This window comes from Rhodococcus coprophilus NBRC 100603, from assembly GCF_001895045.1.
Taxonomy (GTDB): domain Bacteria; phylum Actinomycetota; class Actinomycetes; order Mycobacteriales; family Mycobacteriaceae; genus Rhodococcus; species Rhodococcus coprophilus.
This window is the reverse complement of the sequence record NZ_BDAM01000001.1, coordinates 562293-585812: the sequence shown is the minus strand read 5'-3', so window position 1 is coordinate 585812 and position 23520 is coordinate 562293. Positions and strand designations below refer to the sequence as shown.

The 23520-nt window shown below is 67.5% G+C and carries 22 protein-coding genes; 9 read left to right on the top strand and 13 right to left on the bottom strand.

Annotated elements, in window-relative coordinates:
• Positions 1–44 precede the first annotated feature (44 nt).
• Together RDCOP1_RS02660 and RDCOP1_RS02655 are read right to left on the bottom strand one after the other, a co-directional pair.
• Entirely contained in the window at positions 45–1082 is a 1038-nt protein-coding gene (locus RDCOP1_RS02660; protein ID WP_072698492.1) for an alpha/beta fold hydrolase, read from the bottom strand.
• A gap of 193 nt (positions 1083–1275) precedes the next feature.
• Complete coding sequence (locus RDCOP1_RS02655; protein ID WP_072698491.1) at positions 1276–2220, bottom strand: proteasome assembly chaperone family protein; 945 nt, start codon at positions 2218–2220, stop codon at positions 1276–1278.
• 147 nt (positions 2221–2367) lie between these two features.
• On the opposite strand from RDCOP1_RS02655, the gene RDCOP1_RS02650 reads away from it, so the two are divergent.
• Both RDCOP1_RS02650 and RDCOP1_RS02645 read left to right on the top strand, forming a co-directional pair.
• Positions 2368–3165 carry a sensor domain-containing protein gene (locus RDCOP1_RS02650; protein WP_231922954.1) on the top strand — a complete coding sequence of 266 codons (798 nt, stop codon included), beginning with the start codon at positions 2368–2370 and terminating at the stop codon, positions 3163–3165.
• A gap of 147 nt (positions 3166–3312) precedes the next feature.
• A complete protein-coding gene (locus tag RDCOP1_RS02645) occupies positions 3313–4443 on the top strand; it encodes a DUF4192 domain-containing protein (RefSeq protein WP_072698490.1) in 1131 nt (376 codons plus the stop codon).
• Between the two features lie 25 nt (positions 4444–4468).
• Here the strand turns inward: RDCOP1_RS02645 and galE are convergent, their stop codons facing one another.
• Positions 4469–5473: a UDP-glucose 4-epimerase GalE gene (gene galE, locus RDCOP1_RS02640; protein WP_072698489.1), complete on the bottom strand. Its 1005-nt coding sequence runs from the start codon at positions 5471–5473 to the stop codon at positions 4469–4471.
• A 52-nt stretch (positions 5474–5525) separates the two neighbouring features.
• Entirely contained in the window at positions 5526–6212 is a 687-nt protein-coding gene (locus RDCOP1_RS02635) for an iron-dependent transcriptional repressor DtxR (RefSeq protein ID WP_072698488.1), read from the bottom strand.
• 104 nt (positions 6213–6316) lie between these two features.
• Here RDCOP1_RS02635 and RDCOP1_RS02630 point away from each other — a divergent pair, with 104 nt between their 5' ends.
• A complete protein-coding gene (locus RDCOP1_RS02630) occupies positions 6317–7588 on the top strand; it encodes an acetoin utilization protein AcuC (RefSeq protein ID WP_072698487.1) in 1272 nt (423 codons plus the stop codon).
• 85 nt (positions 7589–7673) lie between these two features.
• Entirely contained in the window at positions 7674–10328 is a 2655-nt protein-coding gene (locus RDCOP1_RS02625) for a bifunctional acetate--CoA ligase family protein/GNAT family N-acetyltransferase (protein WP_072698857.1), read from the top strand.
• 101 nt (positions 10329–10429) lie between these two features.
• Here RDCOP1_RS02625 and RDCOP1_RS02620 read toward each other — a convergent pair whose 3' ends face one another.
• The 3 genes from RDCOP1_RS02620 to RDCOP1_RS02610 form a co-directional block, all read right to left on the bottom strand.
• Positions 10430–11392 (bottom strand): sigma-70 family RNA polymerase sigma factor, encoded by a 963-nt coding sequence (locus RDCOP1_RS02620; protein WP_072698486.1) that lies wholly within the window; start codon positions 11390–11392, stop codon positions 10430–10432.
• A 171-nt stretch (positions 11393–11563) separates the two neighbouring features.
• Positions 11564–13042 (bottom strand): N5-glutamine methyltransferase family protein, encoded by a 1479-nt coding sequence (locus RDCOP1_RS02615; RefSeq protein WP_072698485.1) that lies wholly within the window; start codon positions 13040–13042, stop codon positions 11564–11566.
• 27 nt (positions 13043–13069) lie between these two features.
• Positions 13070–13429, bottom strand: coding sequence for a DUF3099 domain-containing protein (locus RDCOP1_RS02610; protein WP_072698484.1), 360 nt, complete (start codon positions 13427–13429; stop codon positions 13070–13072).
• A gap of 73 nt (positions 13430–13502) precedes the next feature.
• Between RDCOP1_RS02610 and RDCOP1_RS02605 the strand changes: the two genes are divergently transcribed.
• The gene (locus RDCOP1_RS02605) at positions 13503–13739 is read left to right on the top strand and encodes a DUF3039 domain-containing protein (protein WP_072698483.1); all 237 of its coding nucleotides are present in this window, start codon (positions 13503–13505) and stop codon (positions 13737–13739) included.
• Here the strand turns inward: RDCOP1_RS02605 and RDCOP1_RS02600 are convergent.
• A complete protein-coding gene (locus RDCOP1_RS02600) occupies positions 13712–15025 on the bottom strand; it encodes a YihY/virulence factor BrkB family protein (protein ID WP_072698482.1) in 1314 nt (437 codons plus the stop codon). The genes RDCOP1_RS02605 and RDCOP1_RS02600 overlap by 28 nt on opposite strands.
• Before the next feature lie 231 nt (positions 15026–15256).
• Between RDCOP1_RS02600 and RDCOP1_RS02595 the strand changes: the two genes are divergently transcribed.
• The gene (locus RDCOP1_RS02595) at positions 15257–16984 is read left to right on the top strand and encodes a DEAD/DEAH box helicase (protein WP_072698856.1); all 1728 of its coding nucleotides are present in this window, start codon (positions 15257–15259) and stop codon (positions 16982–16984) included.
• A gap of 75 nt (positions 16985–17059) precedes the next feature.
• Here the strand turns inward: RDCOP1_RS02595 and RDCOP1_RS02590 are convergent, their stop codons facing one another.
• On the bottom strand, positions 17060–17260 hold the full coding sequence (locus RDCOP1_RS02590) for a DUF7455 domain-containing protein (RefSeq protein ID WP_072698481.1): 201 nt from the start codon (positions 17258–17260) through the stop codon (positions 17060–17062).
• 288 nt (positions 17261–17548) lie between these two features.
• On the opposite strand from RDCOP1_RS02590, the gene RDCOP1_RS02585 reads away from it, so the two are divergent.
• Positions 17549–17893, top strand: coding sequence for a DUF952 domain-containing protein (locus RDCOP1_RS02585; protein WP_072698480.1), 345 nt, complete (start codon positions 17549–17551; stop codon positions 17891–17893).
• Positions 17894–18005: 112 nt separating this feature from the next.
• Here the strand turns inward: RDCOP1_RS02585 and RDCOP1_RS02580 are convergent, their stop codons facing one another.
• Both RDCOP1_RS02580 and ppgK read right to left on the bottom strand, forming a co-directional pair.
• Positions 18006–19367, bottom strand: a complete 1362-nt coding sequence (locus RDCOP1_RS02580; RefSeq protein WP_072698479.1) for an RNA polymerase sigma factor — start codon at positions 19365–19367, stop codon at positions 18006–18008.
• Between the two features lie 133 nt (positions 19368–19500).
• Positions 19501–20295, bottom strand: coding sequence for a polyphosphate--glucose phosphotransferase (ppgK, locus tag RDCOP1_RS02575; protein WP_072698478.1), 795 nt, complete (start codon positions 20293–20295; stop codon positions 19501–19503).
• Positions 20296–20458: 163 nt separating this feature from the next.
• Between ppgK and RDCOP1_RS02570 the strand changes: the two genes are divergently transcribed.
• Entirely contained in the window at positions 20459–21337 is an 879-nt protein-coding gene (locus RDCOP1_RS02570; RefSeq protein ID WP_072698477.1) for an inositol monophosphatase family protein, read from the top strand.
• 89 nt (positions 21338–21426) lie between these two features.
• On the opposite strand, the gene cei is transcribed toward RDCOP1_RS02570, so the two are convergent.
• Positions 21427–22110 carry an envelope integrity protein Cei gene (cei, locus tag RDCOP1_RS02565; RefSeq protein WP_072698855.1) on the bottom strand — a complete coding sequence of 228 codons (684 nt, stop codon included), beginning with the start codon at positions 22108–22110 and terminating at the stop codon, positions 21427–21429.
• A gap of 393 nt (positions 22111–22503) precedes the next feature.
• On the opposite strand from cei, the gene RDCOP1_RS02560 reads away from it, so the two are divergent.
• A complete protein-coding gene (locus RDCOP1_RS02560; protein ID WP_072698476.1) occupies positions 22504–22806 on the top strand; it encodes a DUF4193 domain-containing protein in 303 nt (100 codons plus the stop codon).
• Between the two features lie 183 nt (positions 22807–22989).
• Here RDCOP1_RS02560 and RDCOP1_RS02555 read toward each other — a convergent pair whose 3' ends face one another.
• Positions 22990–23424, bottom strand: coding sequence for a DUF3093 domain-containing protein (locus RDCOP1_RS02555; protein WP_072698475.1), 435 nt, complete (start codon positions 23422–23424; stop codon positions 22990–22992).
• Positions 23425–23520 lie beyond the last annotated feature (96 nt).

Genomic DNA, 23520 nt, shown 5'->3' with positions numbered 1-23520 from the left:
CCCCGCTGCGGACGCTCTCCACGCACGCCTGCGCTGCGGACCCCCTAGGTGGCGCTGCGCTCGTCCGACTCCATGACGTCGAGCACGGCCATTCGGGTGGCGGGACCGCCGGTGATGCCGGATTCGCTCACACCAGAGATGAGGAGGCGACGCCAGGTCTCCTCGTCGAACTGGAGGGGCGCGGTGTTCTCGAGGAAGTTCTCCACGACCTTCAGGAAGCGCAACGGGTCGTCGCGGAAGGGAAAGTGGCCTGCGCCGCGGAACACTTCGAGGCGTGACCCGGGCATCGCGGAATGGGCGAGGTAGGCGTGCCCCACCGGGATGACGGTGTCGCGGTCACCCCAGATCAGCTGCACCGGAAGATCTTCGGTGAGATAACTGCGGTCGAGCATCGTCACCACTTGACCTCGCCAGTCCACTACCGCACGAAGTGTCCGCAGATACGCCTCGCATGCCGTGGGATCCGGAAGCCCGCCGAGAATGCGTACCAGGTCCGAGGCGTCGTGGAAGACCCCACCGGGGCGCAGCGGTGAGCTGTTGAGCTGACCCAGTGCGGAACCAGCCAACCGCATCGCGGGCATCGCGCCCGGCAGGCGAAGGAGCTTGAGGACTTCGCTGACGACGGGCACGGACACCATTCGCAGCACGGGGTGGACGTCCTTGGTCACTCCGCCGGAGGACACGAGCACGAGACGCTCGACCTTGCCGGGGAACTGGTACGCGAATTGCATCGCGACGCCACCGCCGAGGGAGTGTCCGACCACCGTGACCTTTTCGATGCCGAGCACCGACAACAGGTCGCGCATGCCGTTGGCGTAGGCGGCGACCGAATAGTCGGCCCGCGGCTTGTCGGAGCGCCCGTGCCCGAGGAGGTCGGGGGCGATGACGGTGTACTTCTCGGCGAGGTGCGGGATCACCTCCTGCCACGTCGAGGAGTCGTCACCGATCCCGTGGATGAGCAACAGTGCAGGTCCGCTGCCGGCCATCCGGAAGGCGCGGCGGTAGCCGTGGATGGTCCGGAAGACCATGCGCGGTTCCTTGTCGGGAACCGGCCGGAGTTTCCTCGAGCGTCCTGTGGCCATGACCGCCTCCTACAGACATGGGAATGGACCTACGCGCGGCCGTTGGCTCGGCCGTGGCGATGATCGTCACCCGGAGTCACTCTCGCATGCCGAGAGAGCGTACGGAGTGTATGTGACTCGCAGGGACACGATCGTAACGGTCATGAAACGTCCCATCGTGTCCCTGCCCGGTCGTGACATACCCCGGTGGGGGTCAGTCCGGCTGATCGGTTTCGTCGTCGCCGCGCTGGTCGTACTCCGCGAGAAAGCGTTCGAACTCCGCCCCGAGTTCCTCCCCGGTCGGCAGATTCTCGTCGGTCGGCAGGGGAGAAGTCTGCTGCTCCTGCGCGGCAACGTAGCTGTCGTACTGCCGCTCGAGCGCCTGCACGACCGCCTGTACTTCCTCGTTGCCCTCGATGTGCTCGTCGATCTGCTCGCGGACCCGCGCCGCGGCCTCGTCAAGAGCGTGCAGCGGAATGTCCAGGTTCCCGATTTCTGCGACCTGGGTGAGCAGCGTCTCCGCGGCGGCCGGGTAGTCCGTCTGTGCCAGGTAGTGGGGGACGTGCACGGAAAAACCGACCGATTCGTGTCCGTGCTGCGCCATGCGGAGTTCGAGCAACGACGAGGCCCCCGCCGGGATCTGCAACTCACCGGACCAGCGATGGTGGCCCGCGATCAGATCCTTGTTGGTGGAATGGGCGGTCACCGAGAGGGGTCGCGTATGGGGGGTCGCCATCGGGATCGAATTGAGCCCGATGGTGCGGCGCACGTTGAACTGCTCGGCCAGAAGCCGGACCGCCGTGATGAACCGCTCCCACTTGAGATCCGGTTCGCTGCCGGCAAGCAGCAGAAACGGTGTTCCGGCATTGTCGATCAGGGCGTACAGGTTCAGTTCGGGTGCCGCATAGTCGGAGAAATGATCCGCCTTGAACGTCATCAGGGGGCGCCGGGACCGGTAGTCGATGAGTTCGTCCACCGCGAAGGACGCCACGAGTTCGGTCTCGAGCGTCTCCCTCAGGTGCGTGGTGGCAAGCCGCACGGAGTGTCCGGCGTCCGCGAACCCCTCTAGGCCGTGAACGAGAACCGGACCCTGCCCGTCGGCGGTCATGAGTTGTGGAGCGGGAAACTCCAGCTCGTACATCCGGGACTGCTCGTCCATTTGGGAACCACTCCGATCACACTGCGCCGTCGTAGCCTTCCCGCCGGTGCAGCACCGGCGTGGCATGGTGGTGTCCGAGTCTAATTGAAGCGGCGGTGGCGATTTCCCGGGTCCGGACCCGCTCGGCTGTGGACGACGGAGGTTCAGGTGGCGAAGAGCGGCGCTCCACGACGGAAGAGGATCGACGGCGCCCGCCCCGCGCCCTCGACCACGCGGCGCCCGATCGCAGCCGCACCGCTCGTCGCGACCGTATTGGTGCTGGTCGCCGCGTGTACGAGCAGCATTTCCGGGGTCGCTCTGCCCGAAGCGTCGGCGCCGTACGGGGGTCCGCCCGCGACCGCGCCCACTCCGGTACCGGGCGGCGGTCCCCTCCCTGCGGCCCTGCTGTTGCCGATCGATCGCTTTCCGGTGACGTACAGCGCCGTCGTCCTGTCCCCGCAGGCCGTGGCGCAGGCCGCGCCCGACCTCGAGGGCATCCCACCGGACGCCCGGGTGGACCCGGCGGGCTGCCTGCCGCCGTCTCAGGACTACGGACCGGCGGGGACCGCGATGGCGGTCGGCACCGATACCGCCGGCCGAGCCACCCTCAGTGTGGAGATCGTGACGTTCGCGGAGCCCCTGTCCGAGTACCGCACCTTCGTCGAGGAGTGCGGACGGGTCGAAGCCACCCGCCGGGGTGCCACCGCGACCGTCACCACCGTGCTCGAGCCCGACCCCGCGATCGTCGTCCCCGGATCCGAGACACTGGGCCTGTCGCGAACGGTCCGATCCGGGCACGGCGGGGACATCCTCGTCCAATCGATGTCCACCCGTGCGGCGCAACTCGGTAGCGTGCGCGTGCTCGTGACCTTCATGTCGTTCGAATCGGATGTCCCGGACACCGAGAATCTCGACCGCGCCTACGCGGACGCGGTGCGCTACGCCTTCGAAGAGCAGCCACGGTAGAGACGACCGCCGACGCACGGGCCTCCGGATCGGGCACGCAGCGCCCCGTCGCGCGGGTTGTCCACATCGCGCCCGTCGATCCCCAGAAGTGTCGCTCGAGCCCCGCGCGGGCCGGGTCCGGTCACCGCCCCGGGGGACCGTTCGGACATGACCACACCCACTTCGTCCTCGCGTCCGCTCCGCCTCACCGACATCGGAGAACTGATCGCAGCGGTGCCCGCGCTGCTCGGATTCCGTCCCACGCGTTCCCTGGTCGTCTTGACCCTGTCTCCCGCAACAGCGGGGCCAGGTTCGGGCGGATCCGCCACGATCGGGGCGGTGATGCGACACGACCTGCTGCTCGACGGGCCGCGCCACACCGCACCGGACCGCATGCACGACGCGTTCCGTCGCTTTCGTGCCGTCTGTGCGCGCGAAGGAGCGGAGTCCGTCATCGCGATCCTGGTCGACGACAGGCTTTCCGACCCGCACGGACCGGACGCCGAACGTGCTCACACGATCGTGGAGGAGTTCGCCGCCTCGCTCGCGGGCGCCGACATCACGCTCGGCGGCGCACTCGCCGTCCCCGCCATAGATGCCGGCGCGACCTGGTTCGTTCCCGGGCGCGGGGAATGCGGGACGGTGCCCGACCCTGACGCCTCCGTCGTCGCCGCCGCGCGGGTGTTCGACGGCAACCCGATCCGGCGGGCCCGCAGCGAACTGACTGCTCTCCTCGAGCCCTACCCGACGGGGTTTCGTGAGGAGGTGGCCGACAGCCTCGACGAGGCCGCCCGTACTCGCGATCTCACCTACGAACGTGCCGAGCGGGCCGGGGGAGCGGGTTACGCCGACCGGGCCGAACTGCAGACGCTGCTGTCCCACGTCGCCCGAGCGGGCGACGGCGCCGACCGGTTGCTCCCGGGTGAGTACGCGGAACTGGCCGTGATCCTTGCCAACCGGACGGTGCGCGACGCGGTGCTGGCACTCGCATCCGGACCGTGGGCCGACGCAGCAGAACGACTGTGGCTGGATCTCGCTCGCGCCCTGCCCGATCCCGAGCGCGCCGATGCGGCCGCTCTGGTGGCGTTCGGTGCGTACGTGCGCGGCGACGGGCCGTTCGCCGGTGTCGCGCTGAAGGCCGCGCTCGAATCCGATCCCCGGCACAGGCTTTCGGATCTGCTCGACCAGGCGTTGCAAGCAGGCTTGCGCCCCGAGGCCATCCGGGGTCTCGCGGCGACCGGATACGAGCTCGCCGCGAGACTGGGTGTCGAGCTACCGCAGGATGGGACTGCTCGGTGACTCGGCTCTGCTCACCTGGGAGCGATCACGACGCGGCGCGGCGCGCGGCATGTGAGCGCTCGCCCAGGTTCTTCATGAAATCCCAAGCATCCGAGACTATTTCGTCCAGATCGGTGTGCTTCGGTGTCCATCCGAGTTCCGTCATGGCGCGGTCGCTCGACGCGATCAGCACCGCAGGGTCGCCGGCACGCCGGGGTGCGTCGACCGTCGCGATGGACAGTCCGGTGACGCGTTCGCATGCGGCGATCACCTCCCGGACGCTGAATCCTTCGCCGCTGCCGAGGTTGTAGATGCGATGGGTTCCCGGCTCCGCTCGGGTGAGGGCCAGCACGTGCGCGTCGGCCAGGTCCTTCACATGGATGTAGTCGCGCACCGCGGTCCCGTCCTTCGTGGGCCAGTCGGTGCCGAAGACGGAGATGCGGTCGCGCTGCCCGAGCGCGACCTGCAGAACCAGTGGAATCAGGTGGGTCTCGACGGTCCTGTTCTCACCCGCGCCGCCGTACGCACCGGCGACGTTGAAGTACCGCAGGCTCGTCGCCGCCAGTCCGTGGGCGTGGGTGTACGACGAAATCGCGTGGTCGATAGCGAGCTTCGAAGCGCCGTACGGGTTGGTGGGCCGGGTCGGAGCATCCTCGACGATCGGTACCTCGTCGGGCTCGCCGTAGGTCGCGGCGGTCGAGGAGAAGACCAGACGGGGGGTGCGCGAACGCCGGATCGCCTCGAGCAGCGTCAAGGTGGTGACGACATTGCCCTGCCAGTACTTCTCCGGGTATTCGACGGATTCGCCGACGAGCGACTGTGCCCCGAAGTGCAGTACGCCGTCGAAGCGCGGACCGTCCTCGCCGGTGCCGAGTACGTCGGCCGCGACCGTCGCGATGTCGCCTTCGACGAAGTCGGCGCCCGCGGGAACGGCGTCAGCATTTCCCGTGGACAGGTCGTCGACGACAACTACCTCGTGGCCTTGTTCGAGCAGCACTGTGCTGCACACGCTGCCCACGTACCCGGCACCACCGGTCACCAGAAGTCTCACGCTGGGAATCCCCTCTTCACAGGCCCGCACGGGGCCTGTGAAGAGATCTGCCTCAGACCTGCTTCACCTGCACTGCGTGGGCCATCTCATCGGAAAGCTCGAAGCTGTTGTGCCCGGCCACCGTGATGGTCACCGAGCCCGGACGCGTCTCGACTGTAACGCGTGCGTCCGGAACCACTCCGGCCTCGCGCAGGCGGGCGATGACGTCCGGGTCGGACTGGACGTATTCGGCCAGTCGCCGCACCACCACGGCTGTCGGCTTTCCGTTGGCGATCTCCGTCAACCGGACCAGTTTCTCGTCGGGTGCCGAATCCTTGTCCAGACCGAGTTGCGCCAGGCCCGGAATCGGGTTTCCGTACGGGGACGTGGTCGGGTTGTTGAGCACCTCGACGAGGCGCCGCTCGACCTCCTCGCTCATCACGTGCTCCCAGCGGCACGCCTCGGCGTGCACGTTCTCCCAGTCGAGGCCGATGACGTCGACCAGGAGACGTTCCGCGAGACGGTGTTTGCGCATGACCGACACCGCGAGATCGCGACCTTTCTCGGTCAGCTGCAGATGGCGGTCGCCGGCGACACGCAGCAGGCCGTCCCGCTCCATGCGGGCGACCGTTTGGCTGACGGTGGGTCCACTCTGCTCGAGGCGTTCGGCGATGCGCGCACGCAACGGCACGACGCCTTCCTCTTCCAGATCGTAGATCGTCCGGAGATACATCTCCGTGGTATCGACCAGGTCCTTCACTCTCACACCCCTTCGTCTGGGCCAATTCTAACCGTGCGAATAGGGCAGTGGGGTCGCCGTCGGTTGCTCGCGCGTCCCGGCCCCGACCAGTAGCGTCTGTGTCCATGACCACTAGCTCCACCGCCGAGGGCGGTACGACACAACTGGGCGGCGATCGAGTGGTGGTGTGGAGCCCCGATTACCTCGATTACCGGTGGGGGCCGACGCACCCCATGAACCCCACCCGACTCGATCTCACCATGGCTCTGTCGAAGAGCCTAGGTCTGCTCGAGGGCGTCGAGACGGTCCATCCGTCTCCCGCAGACGATGCCGATCTCCTGCGGATCCACACGCCCGCCTACGTCGACGCCGTCAAACGGGCCGGTGCGGTCGAACCCGGCGCCGATCCTGTCACCGACACCCCGCACGGTCTCGGTACCGACGACAACCCCATCTTCCCGCGCATGCACGAAGCGAGTGCGACTCTCGCCGGTGGCACCCTGGCCGCCGCCCGGGAGATTGCATCGGGCCGCACCCGGCGCGCGGTGAGCATCGGCGGTGGTATGCACCATGCGATGGCCGACTGGGCTGCCGGATTCTGCGTCTACAACGACGCGGCCATCGCTATCTCGTGGCTGCTCGACAACGGTTACGACCGCATCGCCTATGTGGACGTCGACGCACACCACGGGGACGGTGTCCAGCACGCTTTCCTCGGCGACCCGCGAGTGCTGACCATCTCCCTTCATCAGCATCCGGCGACGTTGTGGCCCAACACCGGTTGGTCGAGTGAGGTCGGTGCCGGCGACGCCGAGGGCACCTCGATCAATATGCCTGTACTTCCCGGAACCGTGGATTCGTTGTGGCTGAGGGCATTTCATGCGATCGTGCCCGGCGCGCTCGCCTCGTTCCGCCCCCAGATCCTCATCAGCCAGTGCGGAGCCGACAGCCATCGCGAAGACCCCCTCGCCGATCTGGCTCTGACGGTGGACGGTCAGCGGGCGTCCTATCTCGCGATGCGGGACCTCGCGGACCGTCACTGCGAAGGTCGCTGGCTCGCCGTCGGCGGCGGCGGTTACGGGTTGGTCAGGGTCGTGCCGCGGGCCTGGACCCATCTGATCGCCGCGGCACTCGACCGGGAGGTCGACCTCACCACGGCGGTACCGGCGGACTGGCGCGCACGCGTCGGCGCACTCGCGCCCGGGATCGATCTGCCGACCGCCATGGGGGACGACTCGGACGTGTCCTACCTTCCGTGGGACGGGCCCGGAGGTACTCCGGAAACCGGGGTCGCGTCGCTCGACCGAGCGCTCACCCGCATCGACTCGGCGATCATCGCCACGCGCCGATCGGCGTTCCCCCTGCTCGGCCTGGACCCGGAGGACCCGCGTGACTGACTCCCAGCAAGTACCGGCGGACTCGGGCGTCGAGCCCGCGAAGAGCGAAGCGGAAACCGCCGCCGACGCAGCACGCGAGCACGCGCTGGCCGTCGCTCGCGACTATCCACGTCACTGGGTGGCCGACGTCCTCGCCTCCGACGGCGGGGTCGTGCATCTGCGGCCGATCGTGCCCGAGGACGCCGACCGCATCATCGAATTCCACGGCAAGTTGTCGGAGCGAACCCGCTACCTGCGCTATTTCGGGCCGTACCCGACGATCTCGAAGAAGGACCTCTTCCGGTTCACCGTCGTCGATCACCACACGCGCGTCGCATTCGTCGCGCTGCTCGGCGACGAGATCATCGCGGTCGGCCGGTACGAGGGATTGCCCGGCGAGGGGGACGGCCTTTCTGCCGAAGTGGCCTTCACCGTCGCCGACGCCCACCAGGGGCGTGGCCTCGGACCGATTCTCCTCGAGCATCTCGCCGGTGCGGCCGCCGAGAACGGCCTCCACACCTTCGTGGCGGAGGTTCTCGCCGAGAACCGCCACATGATCACCGTGTTCCGCGAAGCCGGATACCAGGTCAGTCGCAGTTTCGAGGGCGGCGTGGTCCGGCTCGAGTTCGCGATCGACCCCACCGAAGCGCTCGTCTCGGTGCGCAACGCCCGCGAACGCGCCGCCGAGGCACGCAGCGTCCGCAACATCCTCGGTCCCGGCAGCGTCGCGGTGATCGGTGCGTCCACAGACAGCCGCAAGGTCGGCAACGCAGTCCTCGTGAACATGCTGCGCAGCGGATTCACCGGACCGGTGTACCCGGTCAATGCGGAACACCGCTCGGTGCGCGGCGTCCGCGCCTACCCGACGGTGCGCGACATCCCGGACGAAGTCGACCTCGCGATCGCCGCGGTGCCCGCCGAGTCCATCGACGCGGTCCTCGACGACTGCCTCGCCAAAGGTGTCAAAGCCCTGCTCGTCGTCTCGTCCGGATTCGGCGAAACCGGACCGGAGGGCCGCGATGCGGAACGCAGGCTCGCGCTGGCCGCCCGCTCCCACGGCATGCGCCTGATCGGCCCCAATGCTCTCGGGGTGGCCAACAACGATCCGGCGATCATGCTCAACGCGACCCTGGCGCCGGTGCTTCCGGCGGCGGGCAACGTCGGGTTCTTCTGCCAGTCGGGTGCCCTGGGTATCGCCATCCTCGACGAGGCCGCGAAGACCGGTGTGGGCCTGTCGTCGTTCGTCTCGGCCGGCAACCGCGCCGACCTGTCCGGCAACGATCTGTTGCAGTACTGGGATACGGATCCCGCCACCGAAGTTGTGCTGCTGTACCTCGAGAGCTTCGGCAATCCGAGGAAGTTCTCGCGCATCGCCCGGCGGGTAGCACGGAGCAAACCGATCGTGGCAGTCAAGAGCGGACGCCACGCCGTACCGCCCGCCCTCGCGGCACGCACCGGCGAGATGGACGACACCATGGTGCGCAGTCTGTTCGAGCAGGCCGGTGTGGTGCAGGTCGAATCGATTGCGCAACTGTTCGACTCGGCCCTGCTCTTCGGGTATCAACCGCTTCCCGCCGGACCGCGGGTGGCCGTGATCGGCAACTCCACCGCTCTCGGCGTGCTCGCGGTCGACGCCGCACGGGGAGAAGGGCTGGTGGCGCCGGAATCGGTGGACCTCGGGCCGCAGGCGAGCCCGGACGAGTTCGCGGAAGCCGTGGCACACGCACTGGATTCGGAGAACATCGACGCGGTGATCGCGGTGTTCGTGCCGCCGGTCGCCGTCGACGTCCAGCCTTTCGCGCAGGCGCTGCGCGACGCCGTATCCGGTTCGGACAAGCCCGTCGTGACCACCTTCCTCGCCACCGAAGGCATCCCCGACGTTCTCGCCGTGCGGGATGCCGCGGGCAACCCCACCAAAGGGTCGGTGCCGTCGTACCCGGGGCCGGAACGCGCGGCCAAGGCACTCGCGCGGGCGTGGAGTTATGCGAAGTGGCGTAGCCGGCCGCCGTCGCAGGTCGTGCGTCCGGCCGGGATCGATCCCGAACGAGCCCGCGCACTCGTCCACGGATGGCTCGAGACCTCTCCCGAGGGCAGGTACCTGTCCGACACGGAGGCGGCGTTGCTGTTGTCGTGCTACGGCGTGCAGATCGCCGATTTCCGGGCCGTCACCACCGAATCCGAAGCAGTCGCCGCCGCGACGGAGATCGGGTTTCCGGTCGCGGTCAAGGCCACCGGCGCTCAGTGGCGTCACCGTCCCGACCTGAGCGGGGTGCGGCTCGATCTCGTAGACGCGGAATCGGTACGGATCGCCTACCGGGACCTCGCGCTGATGTCCGGCGAGCCCCTTCTGCACGTGCAGAAGATGGCCGTCAAGGGCATCGGATGTGCGATCCGCGTGCAGGACGACCCGTCGTTCGGAGCGCTGATCTCGTTCGGCCTCGCCGGCGTGATCTCCGATCTTCTCGGCGACCGTGCATACCGCGTGCTGCCTCTCACCGAGGACGAAGCGATGGAACTGATCGACGCTCCCAAGGCCGCGCCGCTGCTCTCCGGGTACCGCAACGCGGCACCGGTGAACAAGGCCGCGCTGGTGGATTTCGTGCAGCGGATCTCGGCTTTCGCCGACGATCTGCCCGAGGTTCGCGATCTCGTGTGCGAGCCACTCCTGGCGTCCCCGGTGGGGGTGGAACTGACCGACGCCCACCTGCGGATCGGTCCGGAACCGCACCCGCTCGACCTCGGTCCCCGCCGCTTGCGCTGAAGCGGCAGTCTGCGGCGCACCGAGCGTGCACCGCCCCGGAAAAGGACGATCCCCGAGGACCCAGCCCGGTCCTCGGGGATCTTTACCGCTGACGCGCCCGGTCAGCTGGCATATGCGCGAAGGCGATCTGCGCGGTCGCCCTCGCGAAGCTTGCCCATCACTTCGCGTTCGATCTGCCGAACCCGCTCGCGCGACAACCCGAACAGCTTGCCGATCTGATCGAGGGTGCGCGGCTGCCCGTCGTCGAGTCCGTACCGCAGGCGGATTACCTGCTGCTCGCGCTCGTCGAGCGTGCCCAGCACCGTCCGGACATCACTGTGCAGCAGTCCCGCGATGACGGCGTTCTCCGCCGAGGTGGCTTCGGCGTCCTCGATGAAGTCACCGAGCGGAGCTTCCTCGTCGTTGCCGACCGGCATGTCGAGGCTCACCGGGTCGCGGCTGTGATCGAGCAGATCGGCGATCTTCTCGACCGCGATGCCCGATTCGCTCGACAGTTCCGCATCGGTGGCTTCCCGCCCGAGCTGCTGGTGCAGTTCGCGCTTGATCCGGGCGAGCTTGTTGACCTGCTCGACGAGGTGGACGGGGAGACGGATGGTGCGGCTCTGATCGGCCATGCCGCGGGTGATGGCCTGGCGGATCCACCAGGTCGCGTAGGTCGAGAACTTGAAGCCCTTGGCGTAGTCGAACTTCTCCATGGCGCGGATCAGGCCGAGGTTGCCTTCCTGGATCAGATCCAGCAGGGGCATCCCGCGCCCGGTGTACCGCTTCGCCAGAGAAACCACGAGGCGAAGATTGGCCTCGAGAAGATGGCTACGGGCTGCCTGGCCTTCGCGCACGACGATCGACAGATCGCGCTTCTTCGCGGCGGTGAGACGCTTCTTGGTCTCGAGCACGTGCTTGGCATACAGGCCGGCCTCGATCCGCTTGGCCAGTTCCACCTCGTCGGCTGCCGTCAGCAGGGCTGTCTTGCCGATGCCGTTCAGGTAGACGCGGACAAGATCAGCGGCGGGGCTCTGGCTGTCGATGTCCGAATCGACGCGAGCGGTTGTTGCGGGGCGTGCCATGACGTGCCTCCTCATCGGTGGTGTCTTACAGGGTTCAACGCCCGGAAGCCCTGCGATAGTTCCCTGAGGAGTGTGAGCGCCACCGCACTGACCTGCGGAAACCCGCCGCCTGTCCTGAGAAGTTGCTGAGAGATCGTCCCTGTGCCGCTCCGACGGAACGGCAGACGTGGATCAGGCCGGTTCGATGAGGCCGTGCCGGACCAGGCCCTGCACGAGTGTCACAGCGTGCGCTGCCAACTCCTCTTCGTCCTCTCCGTGCGCTGCGGCGAGCAGCGACACCAGATCCTCCAACGGCAATCCGTCTGCACGCATTCCGCCGAGCAACGCCACGGCGAGGTCGTCGACCTCGTGTTGCCACGCCGGGCCGCTACCGCGATGTATCCGCGTGACGGTTTCCTGCCAGCCGTCCTCGCCCGGGAGATACACCCGCTCGAGTGCGGTGTCGGACCGCAGGGCGAACCGCGCGTCGAGCACGTCGTGGTTCCGGAGCCACTCCACGCGACGGAAGTAGTCGATCGCCTCGTCTCCGAGGGCGTCGGTGAAGGCGTGCCGGAGATCTTCGGCGAGCACGTCGGAGGGGGTGTCGGTCCGCCGTAGGTAGACGAACCCGAAGCCGACTCCGTCGACGTGATTGCGTTCGAAATGGTCGAGCCATCGCTCCGCCGTCGCCGCACCCTCGGGGTCACGTTCGTCGGCGTCCCCGTCGCGCAGCCACGTGCCCACGTAGAGGGCAGGGTCGGCGACGTCCCGCTGCACGATCCACGCGTCGACGCCGTGTGCCGGGAGCCAGGACGCGACGCGGGCGCGCCAGTCCTCACCGTCGACGTGCACCCACGACGCGAGCATCGCAGCCGTTCCGCCGGGATTCAGATACCGTGCGGCCTCCGAGATCATCAGTTTGCTCGCGCCGTCGAGGTCGAGTCCGGAGTCACGGTAGCTGTGCTCGACACCGCCGGTACTGACCACGAACGGAGGGTTCGCAACGATGCGATCGAACGTGCGGCCCGCTACCGGGTCGAACCACGAGCCCTTGAGCAGTTCGACGTCGACGTCGTTGAGCAGCGCACCTGCGGCGGTGAGGGTCAGACACCGCGGGGTGATGTCGGTGGCCGTCACGGCGTCGGCGTAGTCGGTCGCGCGGATCGCCTGGACGCCGCAGCCCGTGCCCAGGTCGAGCACGGAGCCGACAGGATCGGTGGGGGTCGCGTGCAGCAGTGACAAAGAAGCCTGCCCGACCCCGAGGACATGGTCGGGGCGGGTGACCGTCGGCCGGAGCGAGCCGTCGAGGTCCGAGAGCAGCCACCGGTTGCCGGTTCCCGCGTCGAGCGGACGCAGGTCGAGGGCGGCGCGGACTCCGTCGCCGTCGCGCTCGAGAAGTCCCGCGCGGATCGCGTCATCCGCCGACACCGGTGCCAGGGCACGCGCTACGTCCTCTTCGGGGCAGGTGTCCTGGAGCAGGAACAGGCGCACGAGCAACCCGAGATCGCCCGCGCCGCGGGCAGCGCGTCGCGCCGGCACGGGTTCGCCACGGCCGTACGCGGCATGCGCCTCCGGGCCGAGAAGCTCGCGCACGGAGTCGAGGTCGTAGTGGCATCGGCGCAGCGCGGTGCGCAGCGAGGGGCAGATCGACAGAAGCAGGTCGCGGTCCACCCGTGCATTCTCGCAGGGCGTCGCGCCCTAACCGTCGATGACCCGGTGGTCGCGCGCCTCGATCGCGGGGTTCGTGTCGTAGCGGCCGTCCCAGCGGCTCGGTTCGTCCTTGCGGCGCGGTGGCCGGTCGTTGGCGACCAGGACGGCGACCCACGGAAGCGGGATCGACAGCCCGATGATCGCCATCGAAATCCAGGGATTCTGGAAGACGCCGTACGCGACGGCCGCCAGGATGAGCGCGGGGATACGGAACGACATCAGCGTGAGGTACTTGCGGACCCGCGCTCGGTGCTGGTCCTCGAGAGACGTCGACGCCTCCGTGATCAGAACCGGGTTTTCGGGCGATCCGCTGTCGGGAGATCCGCCGAAACCTGAAGTTCTTGCCATAGCCTCCACCTTCCCACGCCCGCTCCTCATATGCACACGCGCATCTCCGGTCTTCGTGCGGCATCATGGATACGTGAGCACGGATACCAAGGAACGGCCGGATACCACCACCGACGAGACGACCGAAGACGATACTCCTAAGTTCTTCCACTACGTGAAGAAGGACAAGATCGCCGAAAGCGCGGTCATGGGAACCCACGTCGTGGCGCTGTGCGGTGAGGTTTTCCCGGTCACTCGATCGCCGAAGCCGGGTTCGCCGGTGTGCCCCGAGTGCAAGAAGGTCTACGAAGGCCTGCGCAAGGGCGAGTGAGGTTCGGGCACGGTCCCGGCACCCGGATCCAGCGGCAGTAGATCGGCATCGTCGGCCGGGGGAGAGGTATCTCCCCCGGCCTCTTCTGCATGCCCGGATTCTGCTTCGCTCCGGGAATCGGTGTCCGAGCCGTCCCGGTCGGGAGGCGTGCGCCCGTTCCGGTCGGTGACCGGTACGTCGGTGACGTGCAGATCGGGCTGGGCGTTGCTGTCGAGGGGCCATGCCTCGGGCGTCTGATCGCCCGGTCGTAGCAGGTCGGAGATCCGGATAGGGCTCGCTGCGGTGATCCGGCGCGTCAGGTTCGTGACCGCACCGAGTTCGGGCGACGGCTGCTGGTCGGCCTGCGCGCTCAGCCACTCCTTCCACTGCTCCATCCGGGTCGCGCGCGCCGGCCAGAACTCCTGAACGGTGGCGTTGAACTCCGCGCCCAGCACGATGGCGAAGCCGAGGAAGAACGTGAAGAGCAGGAACGCGATGGGCGCCGCCAGTGCGCCGTAGGTGTATCCCGTCGACGTGATGACCGTCAGGTACCAGCGCAACCCCACGCTCGATGCCATGAAGAACGCACCCGCGACCAGCGCACCCCCGAGTAACCGGTGCCAGGGCAGCGACTTGGGCAACGCGACCTTGTACAGCGTGGTGAGACCGAGCAGCAGCAGAAGCCCCACCCCGGGGTAGTAGAACGTGTCGACGAGGGACGATCCGAGGGTGTACCAGGAATCGGGCAGCAACCGGCCGATTATCGTCGGTCCGAGGGCGACGAGCGGCAGCGTGAACACCGCGAGGATGAGGAACATCACGTAGAGCAGCAACCCGAAGATCCGCTGCCAGATCGGGTTGCGGTGATTCTGCTGATGGTGGGCTTCGACGATCGAATCGACGAAGGTCGAGATCGCCGAGGAACCCGCCCACAACGAGAGCACGAACCCGACCGACATCACGTCGGCGCGGCCACGGTTGAGGACGTCCTCCACCGTGGGCTGGATGATCTGGTCCACCACGCTGTCGCTGAACGCCGTGCGGGTGAAGGTGACGATCTTGGACGTGATGATGTCGACGGTGTCCGGCCCGAACCATCCGCCCACGTAACCGAGGCTGCCGAGCAGCCCGAGCAGCAGCGGCGGCAACGACAGCGTCTGCCAGAACGCCGCGGTGGCCGCCTTGCTGAAGATGGAATGGGACCACGCCATCGACAGCGTGTGCCAGACCACCTGCCCACTCCGGCGTACCGCGTGCCGTACGCGGACGCGGAGATTCGGAGAGGCGGATCGGGCTGTGTCGTTCATCTGCTTCCAGCATTCCCGACGACATGCCGTTGTGCGTGTTGCCGGGCGGGTTAGGTGCAGGGAAAGTCTGCCACGATCCGTTCGGGGGTGATCTTCGGCGCGCGGTTCGTGGCCGGGATCGCTGCGCCGAGACGTTAGGCTTCAGGACGGTCGACGTCCGGTCGAGTCGAAAATGTAGTGGCACCGGCGGAGGTCGATCAGAGCTATGCGGACAAGGAGCACGAGAAACCGGTGAGCATCGAAACCGTCGGACAAGCTACGACCTCCGCTCCGGGGGGACAGCTTCGCGCCTGGCAGCGTCGCGCCCTGACGAAGTACCTGGCGACCAAGCCCCGCGATTTCCTCGCGGTTGCCACCCCGGGCGCTGGTAAGACCACATTCGCACTGCGTGTCGCATCCGAACTGCTTCGCGACCGTACCGTCGACCAGATCACGGTGGTCGCGCCCACCGAGCACCTCAAGCACCAGTGGGCAGCGGGCGCTGCGCGCGTCGGTATCGCGCTCGACTCGAACTTCTCGAACTCGACCGGGCAGACCTCGAGCGATTTCCAGGGCGTCGTCGTGACGTACGCGCAGGTGGCGTCGCACCCGTTCAAGCACCGGGTGCGCACGGAGGCGCGCCGGACCCTGGTGATCCTCGACGAGATCCACCACGGCGGTGACGCCAAGAGCTGGGGCGAAGGCATCCGGGAGGCGTTCGGCGACGCGACGCGGCGTCTCGCGCTGACCGGTACACCGTTCCGCAGCGACGACAGCGCTATTCCGTTCGTCACGTACGAGCCGAACGGCGACGGACTGATGCAGTCCAAGGCGGACCACTCGTACGGTTACGCCGACGCCCTCGCGGACGGTGTGGTGCGGCCGGTGGTGTTCCTCGCCTACTCGGGAGAGGCACGATGGCGCACGAACGCGGGGGAGGAGTTCACCGCCCGTCTCGGTGAGCCGCTGAGCGCCGAACAGACGGCGAGGGCCTGGCGCACCGCACTCGACCCGGACGGCGACTGGATCCCCGCTGTCCTGCGGGCCGCGAACACCCGGCTCGAACAACTGCGGGCCGGTGGGATGCCCGACGCGGGCGGACTCGTCATCGCGACCGATCAGACGGTTGCGCGTGCGTACGCGCGGACACTGGAGGCGCTCACCGGCGAAGCGCCGGCCGTGGTTCTGTCCGACGATCCCACTGCGTCGAAGCGGATTTCGGAGTTCAGTGCGAGCGCTCAGCGCTGGATGGTCGCCGTGCGCATGGTGTCCGAAGGCGTCGACGTTCCCCGCCTCGCGGTGGGGGTGTACGCGACGAGCGCGTCCACGCCGTTGTACTTCGCGCAGGCCATCGGCCGGTTCGTGCGTGCGCGCCGCAAGGGCGAGACGGCGAGTGTCTTCCTGCCGTCGGTGCCGGTCCTCCTCGACCTCGCCAGCCAGCTCGAGGCGCAACGCGACCATATTCTCGGCAAGCCGCACCGGGTGAAGGAAGGGTTCGACGACGAACTGCTCGCCGACGCGAACCGCCGGAAGGACGAGCCGGGTGAGGACGAGAAGGCCTTCCAATCGCTGGGTGCGGACGCCGAACTCGACCAGGTGATCTACGACGGTTCCTCGTTCGGTACGGCGACGTTCTCCGGGAGCGACGAGGAAGCCGACTATCTCGGTCTGCCCGGACTGCTCGACGCAGACCAGATGCGGGCGTTGCTGCGCCAACGCCAGGAGCAGCAACTCGACAAGCCGAAAGCCGCGCCCGCGCACGAGCCACCTCCGCAAGTGGCGGAGCGGGCGGCGACCGCCGATTCCCTGGCACAGTTGCGGCGCGAGCTCAACTCACTCGTGGCTGTGGTCCATCACCGGACCGGTAAGCCGCACGGTGTCATCCACGGGGATCTACGCCGCCAGTGCGGGGGTCCGCCGACCGCGATGGCGACCGTCGAGCAGTTGCGCGACCGGATTGCGATCCTGCGGAGCTGGTGACAGACGAAAAGCGGGCGACCACATCGATGTGGTCGCCCGCTTCCGGTCGGGTGCCGTGCGGCTCCTGACGGAGGGTCACACGGTCGCGTCGGATTCTTCTTCGGTGGCGATCGTCGCACCGAGTTCACGGAGACGATCGGCGTGCTCGTTGGCATGGTGGCCGCAGAAAAGCAACTCGCCACCGGCAGGAAGCACGGCGCGGACACGAGCGGCAGCATTGCACCGATCGCAGCGATCTGCAGCGGTCAACTTCGGGCTGGTCAACGTACCGGGCATGACTCCTCCAAACTGGCTACCGCTGAAATCGGGTGCCTGGGGTCTGGTCCGCCGCGCCGGGGGTAGCGCGGTGGATCTACTCTGACAGACGTTTCGGGTCGATGGGTTGTTCCCCCGGGTGCCCAATGGTGGTGCGGTTCACGCATGGACCTGCGAAAAGGCTCCGACGTGGCGCTTTGTCCCAGGTTGTGTTCGCTGACAGCGCAGCGCCCGTGAGCGAGTCCACACGGGATCGGGCAGCGGAGAGGCTGCAGTGCGCGCCCGCGGAGCCACGGCGAGAATGATCCGATGACCGACATCCTCTTGCACATCTGTTCACGCGACGACTGGAGTCGGGCTCAGGACGCGGGCGCTGTGACGCCGGTGTCGCTGGACGAGACGGGATTCGTGCATCTGTCGACGCCCGCGCAGGTGCATCTGCCGGCCGACCGTTTGTTCGCCGGACGGACCGACCTGATGCTGCTGCACGTCGATCCGTCGATGCTCACCGATCCGGTTCGTTTCGAACCGGGTGTGCCGGAAGACCCCGAGTCGATGCGGTTTCCGCACCTGTACGGTCCGCTGCCGGTCGCGGCGGTCGTCGCGGTCACCGAATACCGGCCGGGTACCGACGGACGCTTCGCGCCTCTGTGAGTGCCGGCCGCGTAGGACCGGTGCACCGGCGAGGGCGCGGGCACGCACCCGGGTGCCGAAACGAGAAGCGAGGGCCACCCGAGTGGGGTGGCCCTCGCTTCACGAGAAAATGTCAGTCGAGGTAGTCGCGCAGTACCTGCGAGCGGGACGGGTGCCGCAGCTTCGACATCGTCTTCGACTCGATCTGGCGGATACGCTCGCGGGTCACCCCGTAGACCTGACCGATCTCGTCGAGCGTGCGCGGCTGGCCGTCGGTGAGGCCGAAGCGCAACCGGACCACGCCGGCCTCGCGCTCGGAGAGGGTCTCGAGGACCGACTGGAGCTGGTCCTGCAGCAGCGTGAACGACACGGCGTCGACAGCGACGACCGCTTCGGAATCCTCGATGAAGTCGCCGAGCTGGCTGTCGCCCTCGTCACCGATCGTCTGGTCGAGAGAAATGGGTTCACGCGCGTACTGCTGGATCTCCAGCACCTTCTCGGGCGTGATGTCCATTTCCTTCGCCAACTCCTCCGGAGTGGGCTCACGCCCGAGATCCTGGAGCAGTTCGCGCTGGATGCGGCCGAGCTTGTTGATGACCTCGACCATGTGGACCGGAATACGGATCGTGCGGGCCTGGTCGGCCATGGCGCGCGTGATCGCCTGCCGGATCCACCACGTGGCGTACGTGGAGAACTTGTAACCCTTGGTGTAGTCGAACTTCTCGACCGCGCGGATGAGACCGAGGTTGCCTTCCTGGATCAGGTCCAGGAAGGCCATTCCGCGGCCGGTGTAGCGCTTGGCGAGCGAGACGACGAGTCGGAGGTTCGCCTCGAGCAGGTGGTTCTTGGCGCGGTTGCCGTCGCGGCAGATCCAGTTCATGTCGCGGCGTTGCGCCACGGGTAGCTTCTCGCCCTTCTCGGCGAGCTGCTGCAGACGGTAGACCGCGTACAGACCGGCCTCGATGCGCTTGGCGAGCTCGACTTCTTCCTCGGCGTTGAGCAGCGCAACCTTGCCGATCTGCTTCAGATACGCACGAACCGAGTCGGCGGACGCCGTGAGTTCGGCATCTTTGCGGGCCTGACGCAGCGCCTCGGACTCTTCTTCGTCCCAGACGAAGTCACCCGACGCCTTGTCCTTCTCGCTGGGCTCCTCTTCCTCCACCACGACATCCTCGGTGGTGGCGAGTTCGCCCTCGGAGATCTCGAGGTCGGCGAGATCGGCCACGTTCGCGGCGTCGAATTCTTCCTCGCCGGCGACCGCGGTGGACTTCTTGGCAGCCGCCTTCTTGGCGGGAGTCTTCTTTGCTGCGGCTTTCTTGGCGGGAGCCTTCTTCGCTGCGGCTTTCTTGGCGGGAGCCTTTTTCGCTGCGGCCTTCTTCGCTGGGGGCTTGGTGCTCGGCGCGGTGTCCTCAGCGTCTGGGGCGGCGCCGGAGGCGCCTGCAACTGGTGCGGATTCGTTCTCTGAATCAGCGGTGTGGATGTCGGTGGCTGCCACGTACGCCCTTTCGTGACGAGGTAGTGCGGCGTCGCGCCAGAGGTGTTCCGGCGGAGAGGTCTGTCGGGATCAGGCCGGTTCCGGCCGGCTGTGGACCATTGTAACGATTCCGCCCGGAGAGGATGAGCGCGACTCAGGGAGTTACGCCGGTTTTTGCTGCATACGCGGCTCCGACGATCCCTGCGGCGTTGCGCAGTTCGGCGGGCACGACCGGAGTCCTGTTCGTCAACAAGGGGATCCACTTGTGATGTTTGCGGCTGATCCCGCCGCCGGCGATGAACAGGTCGGGCCACAACAGCGCTTCGTAGTGCTCGAGAACCCGGGAGACCCGCTTGGCCCACTGTTTGTACGACAGGCCGAGCTTGTCCTTCACCGACGACGCGGCAATGTGCTCGGCTTCGTGTCCGTCGATCTCCATGTGACCGAACTCGGTGTTGGGAAGGAGCACGCCGTCGTGCAGCACGGCGGAGCCGATACCCGTGCCGAAGGTGAGGAGTATGACCACTCCACCGGTGTCCTTCGCGGCACCGAAGCGGTCTTCTGCGATCCCGGCGGCGTCGGCGTCGTTGAGCACGGAGACCTCCTTCCGGCCAAGTGCCCCGGTGAACAAGCCGATCGCGTCGGTGCCGATCCACGACGAGTCGATGTTGGCGGCGGTGCGGACGACACCACTCATCAGAACCGACGGCAGGGTCACACCCACCGGGCCCGACCATTCGGCCTGCTCCACGATCTGGGCGACCGTCGCGGCCACCGAGTCCGGCGTCGAGGGATCGGGGGTGAGGATCTTGATGCGCTCACCGACAAGTTGCCCGGTGTCGAGATCCACCACCGCGCCCTTGATGCCGCTGCCACCGACGTCGACCCCGAACCCCAGGTTCGACGACTGCACCGAATCCGACGAACCCGACAGGGTCTCCTGGGTCATCGCGTGTTCCTCTCGCTCGGATCGTCCACCCGGGTGGAGCCCGGACTGCGCCTGCCGCAACTTTAGTGTGGTCCGCCGCGGCGCGGGGCGCCGAACCGGGGCTTCGTCCTGCCCGGCGCGCCGTCCGCTGGTGCGGCGAGAGCGGGTGTGTTCGGATGAGGAGATGCCTGTCGAGCAAACCTTCACCGAATCGGACCTGGCCGAGCTGCGCGAGGTGGCCGTCACCGTCGCACGGGAAGCCGCAACCCACGTCCGTGCCCGTCGCGGTGAACTTTTCGGTCCGCTCGGGTCGAACGACGGCGGTTCGGTCCGCACGAAGTCCAGCCACACCGATCCGGTCACGGTGGCCGACACCGAGAGCGAGGATTTGATCCGCGCACGACTGCGCGAGCTGCGTCCCGACGATGCCTTCCTCGGGGAGGAGAGCGGTGGCAGCCAGGTCGCCGGAACAGGGGCCTCGGGAGTGCGCTGGGTGGTGGATCCGATCGACGGCACCGTCAACTTCGTCTACGGGATCCCCGCGTCGGCGGTTTCGGTCGCGGCGCAGGTCGACGGTCGATCGATTGCGGGAGCGGTCGTCGACATCGCGTCGGGTGACATCTACGCGGCGGCCGAAGGCGCGGGCGCGACGCTCACGGATGCGAGCGGCGAGGTGACGACTCTGCGATGCAACCCGGTGACGGACCTCCGACTGTCCCTCGTGGCGACAGGCTTCTCGTACTCGCCGGCGCGCCGCGCCCATCAGGGTGCGATCGTGGCTGTGCTGCTACCGCGGGTCCGTGACATCCGGCGCATCGGTGCGGCCGCGCTCGACCTGTGCATGGTGGCCGCCGGTCGCGTCGACGCTCACTACGAGCACGGGCTGAACCCGTGGGACTGGGCCGCGGGTGCGCTCGTCGCGACGGAGGCCGGCGCGGTGGTCCGGCTGCCCGAGGGGTTCGGCGACGTGGGCGAGGTCACCGTCGCGGCCGCGCCCGGAATCGCCGTTGCATTCGACGACTTACTGACCGAATTAGGCGCAAATCACAACGCACCGAATTGAGTAATGCGCCCGATTCACCCGAATATCAGTTCCGGGTTCACGTGAATTTGAGACGGGCGTACCCATTTGCACCCGAAGTGAAAAAGTAATCAGCAGCGAGCGTCCCGGGCGGCGGTGAGAAGATCGATGTCGAGCGGCGCCGAACCCTCACCCGCCGGAACCTCACGCAGCGTCCTCAGGACCTCTTCGGCGTCGGCGGAGGGGGAGAGGTCCTTGAAGTACGTGCCCAGCGCGAAGTCGACGGTGTCGTCCTCCCGCGAGTCCTGGACCAGCTCGGCACACGGAGCGAGAAGCCAGACCGCGCCGGCGGCGGCCTTGCCCGACTCGCCGAACCGGATCTGTCCCTGGCACTGCATGTTCTGGTCCAGATACACAGGATCGTTACCGGCCTGCACGTCCGGCGCGCTGGCGAAGCCGTAATCGCTCAACTGCGCGGCCACGTGCGTCGCCTGACCGCGTTCGCCGTTGGCGTTGAACACACGAACGCGGGTGGCAGCCAGGGGCGCGGGCTCGATGTCGAGGAGCGTCGAGCGATCCACGACGTCTCCGAGAGGCGCAGGCCGCGCGCCGTCCGGGCCGGATGCGTCGAGTGACGGCGGGTTGCACGCGACCGTGGTCGTCACCGGTTCGACGGAGCTGAACACCGAGCTCCAGACGACGATGGTCGCGGCTGCGAGAACTGCAGCGGCGATCGCTGCCGGTAAAGCCTTGCGACGGCGGAACGGCCGGCCGCGCTTGTCGGTAGCGGTGCCATGTGTGATCAGGGAAACCACGCGGCCCTGCCTCTCGTCTTCGTACCGGTGATCGTGCGCACTCACTCTAGAGGGCGTGTCCTCCACCCGATGGAGGGCTCCTGAGGTGTCGCCGATCCGGCCCGGGAATGTCACGGGTTTCTGTGGTGTTGGTGACAATTACTCGGCAATTGCCGACCGGCTGCGAAATTGGTTGCATATTTCTGTGCAGTGTCGGCTATTGTTCGGCGGCCCGTGTCGTAGAAGTGGAGACGAGCGGGTTGGGATTAGACGCATTCGGGTAGGTCCGGGATCCCGGAAACTATCCCGGAAACTATCCAGGGAACTTCATCACACCGTCGAGCGTTGCCTTGGCCGGGAGCATCATCCGTGCTTCTGCTGAGCGCCCGCACGAAGATTAGAAGGTAAGAGGACATGGCGACTGACTACGACGCACCGCGGCGGACCGAAAGTGACGAGGTGTCGGAGGATTCACTCGAGGAACTGAAGGCGCGGCGTAACGAAGCGCAGTCCGCTGTGGTGGACGTCGACGAATCGGACACCGCCGAGTCGTTCGAGTTGCCCGGTGCGGATCTGTCCGGCGAAGAGCTGTCGGTGCGCGTCGTGCCCAAGCAGGCCGACGAATTCACGTGCTCGAGCTGCTTCCTGGTGCATCACCGCAGCAGACTGGCAACTGAGGAGAACGGCGTGATGATCTGCCGCGACTGCGCGGCCTGACATCCCCGGCGACCGCGCGGCACCACGTTGCCGGGTGGTCGCCCCGGACGACGACGGCACCGGGTGTTTGCGGAACATGCCGCACTCACCCGGCCGTCTCATATCTGCTGATGACGCTGCTCCGGTGGCTGCCAGCCGGGCCTCCGGGAGGGAGACCCGGCGGCCGGACCGCTTCGGTCCCGGCTACTTCACCGAGGTCACTTCACACCCCAGCGCAGCGAGCAGCTCGGCGGGATGCCGCGTACTGATCAACCAGTAGGGCGTCGGGTCGTCGGGATCGTCGAGGACGACCATCGCCATGGTCTTGACCCAGGGCCGGTGCTGCACGAAGGCTGCCGGGTCGAGCTGCCGTCCCATCGCGGCGCTCTTCGCCGACGCAGGGACCACCACGCCGCGTGAGATCACGTCGACGGGCAGATGCGCGCGTCCCACGACCAGTTCGCCGTCCACGACTTCCACCTTGCTGCGGGACAGCCAGATCAGAGCCCAGATCGGGAAGGGCAGCAGGAGGACGTACGGCAGCCATGCGTAGAGGCCCGGCGCGCCCATGTGCAGCTCGGCCGCGAGGAGAGCAGCGATGCCGAGACCGATGGGCCACCACCACCACGGCACCCACATCTGTTCGGAGAAGGCAGGGGTGCCGGTGGTCCGGCCGGGGGTCGCTCCGGAGCGAGAGGATCGAGACACAAGCCCAGGATAGTCGCCGTCCTCCCA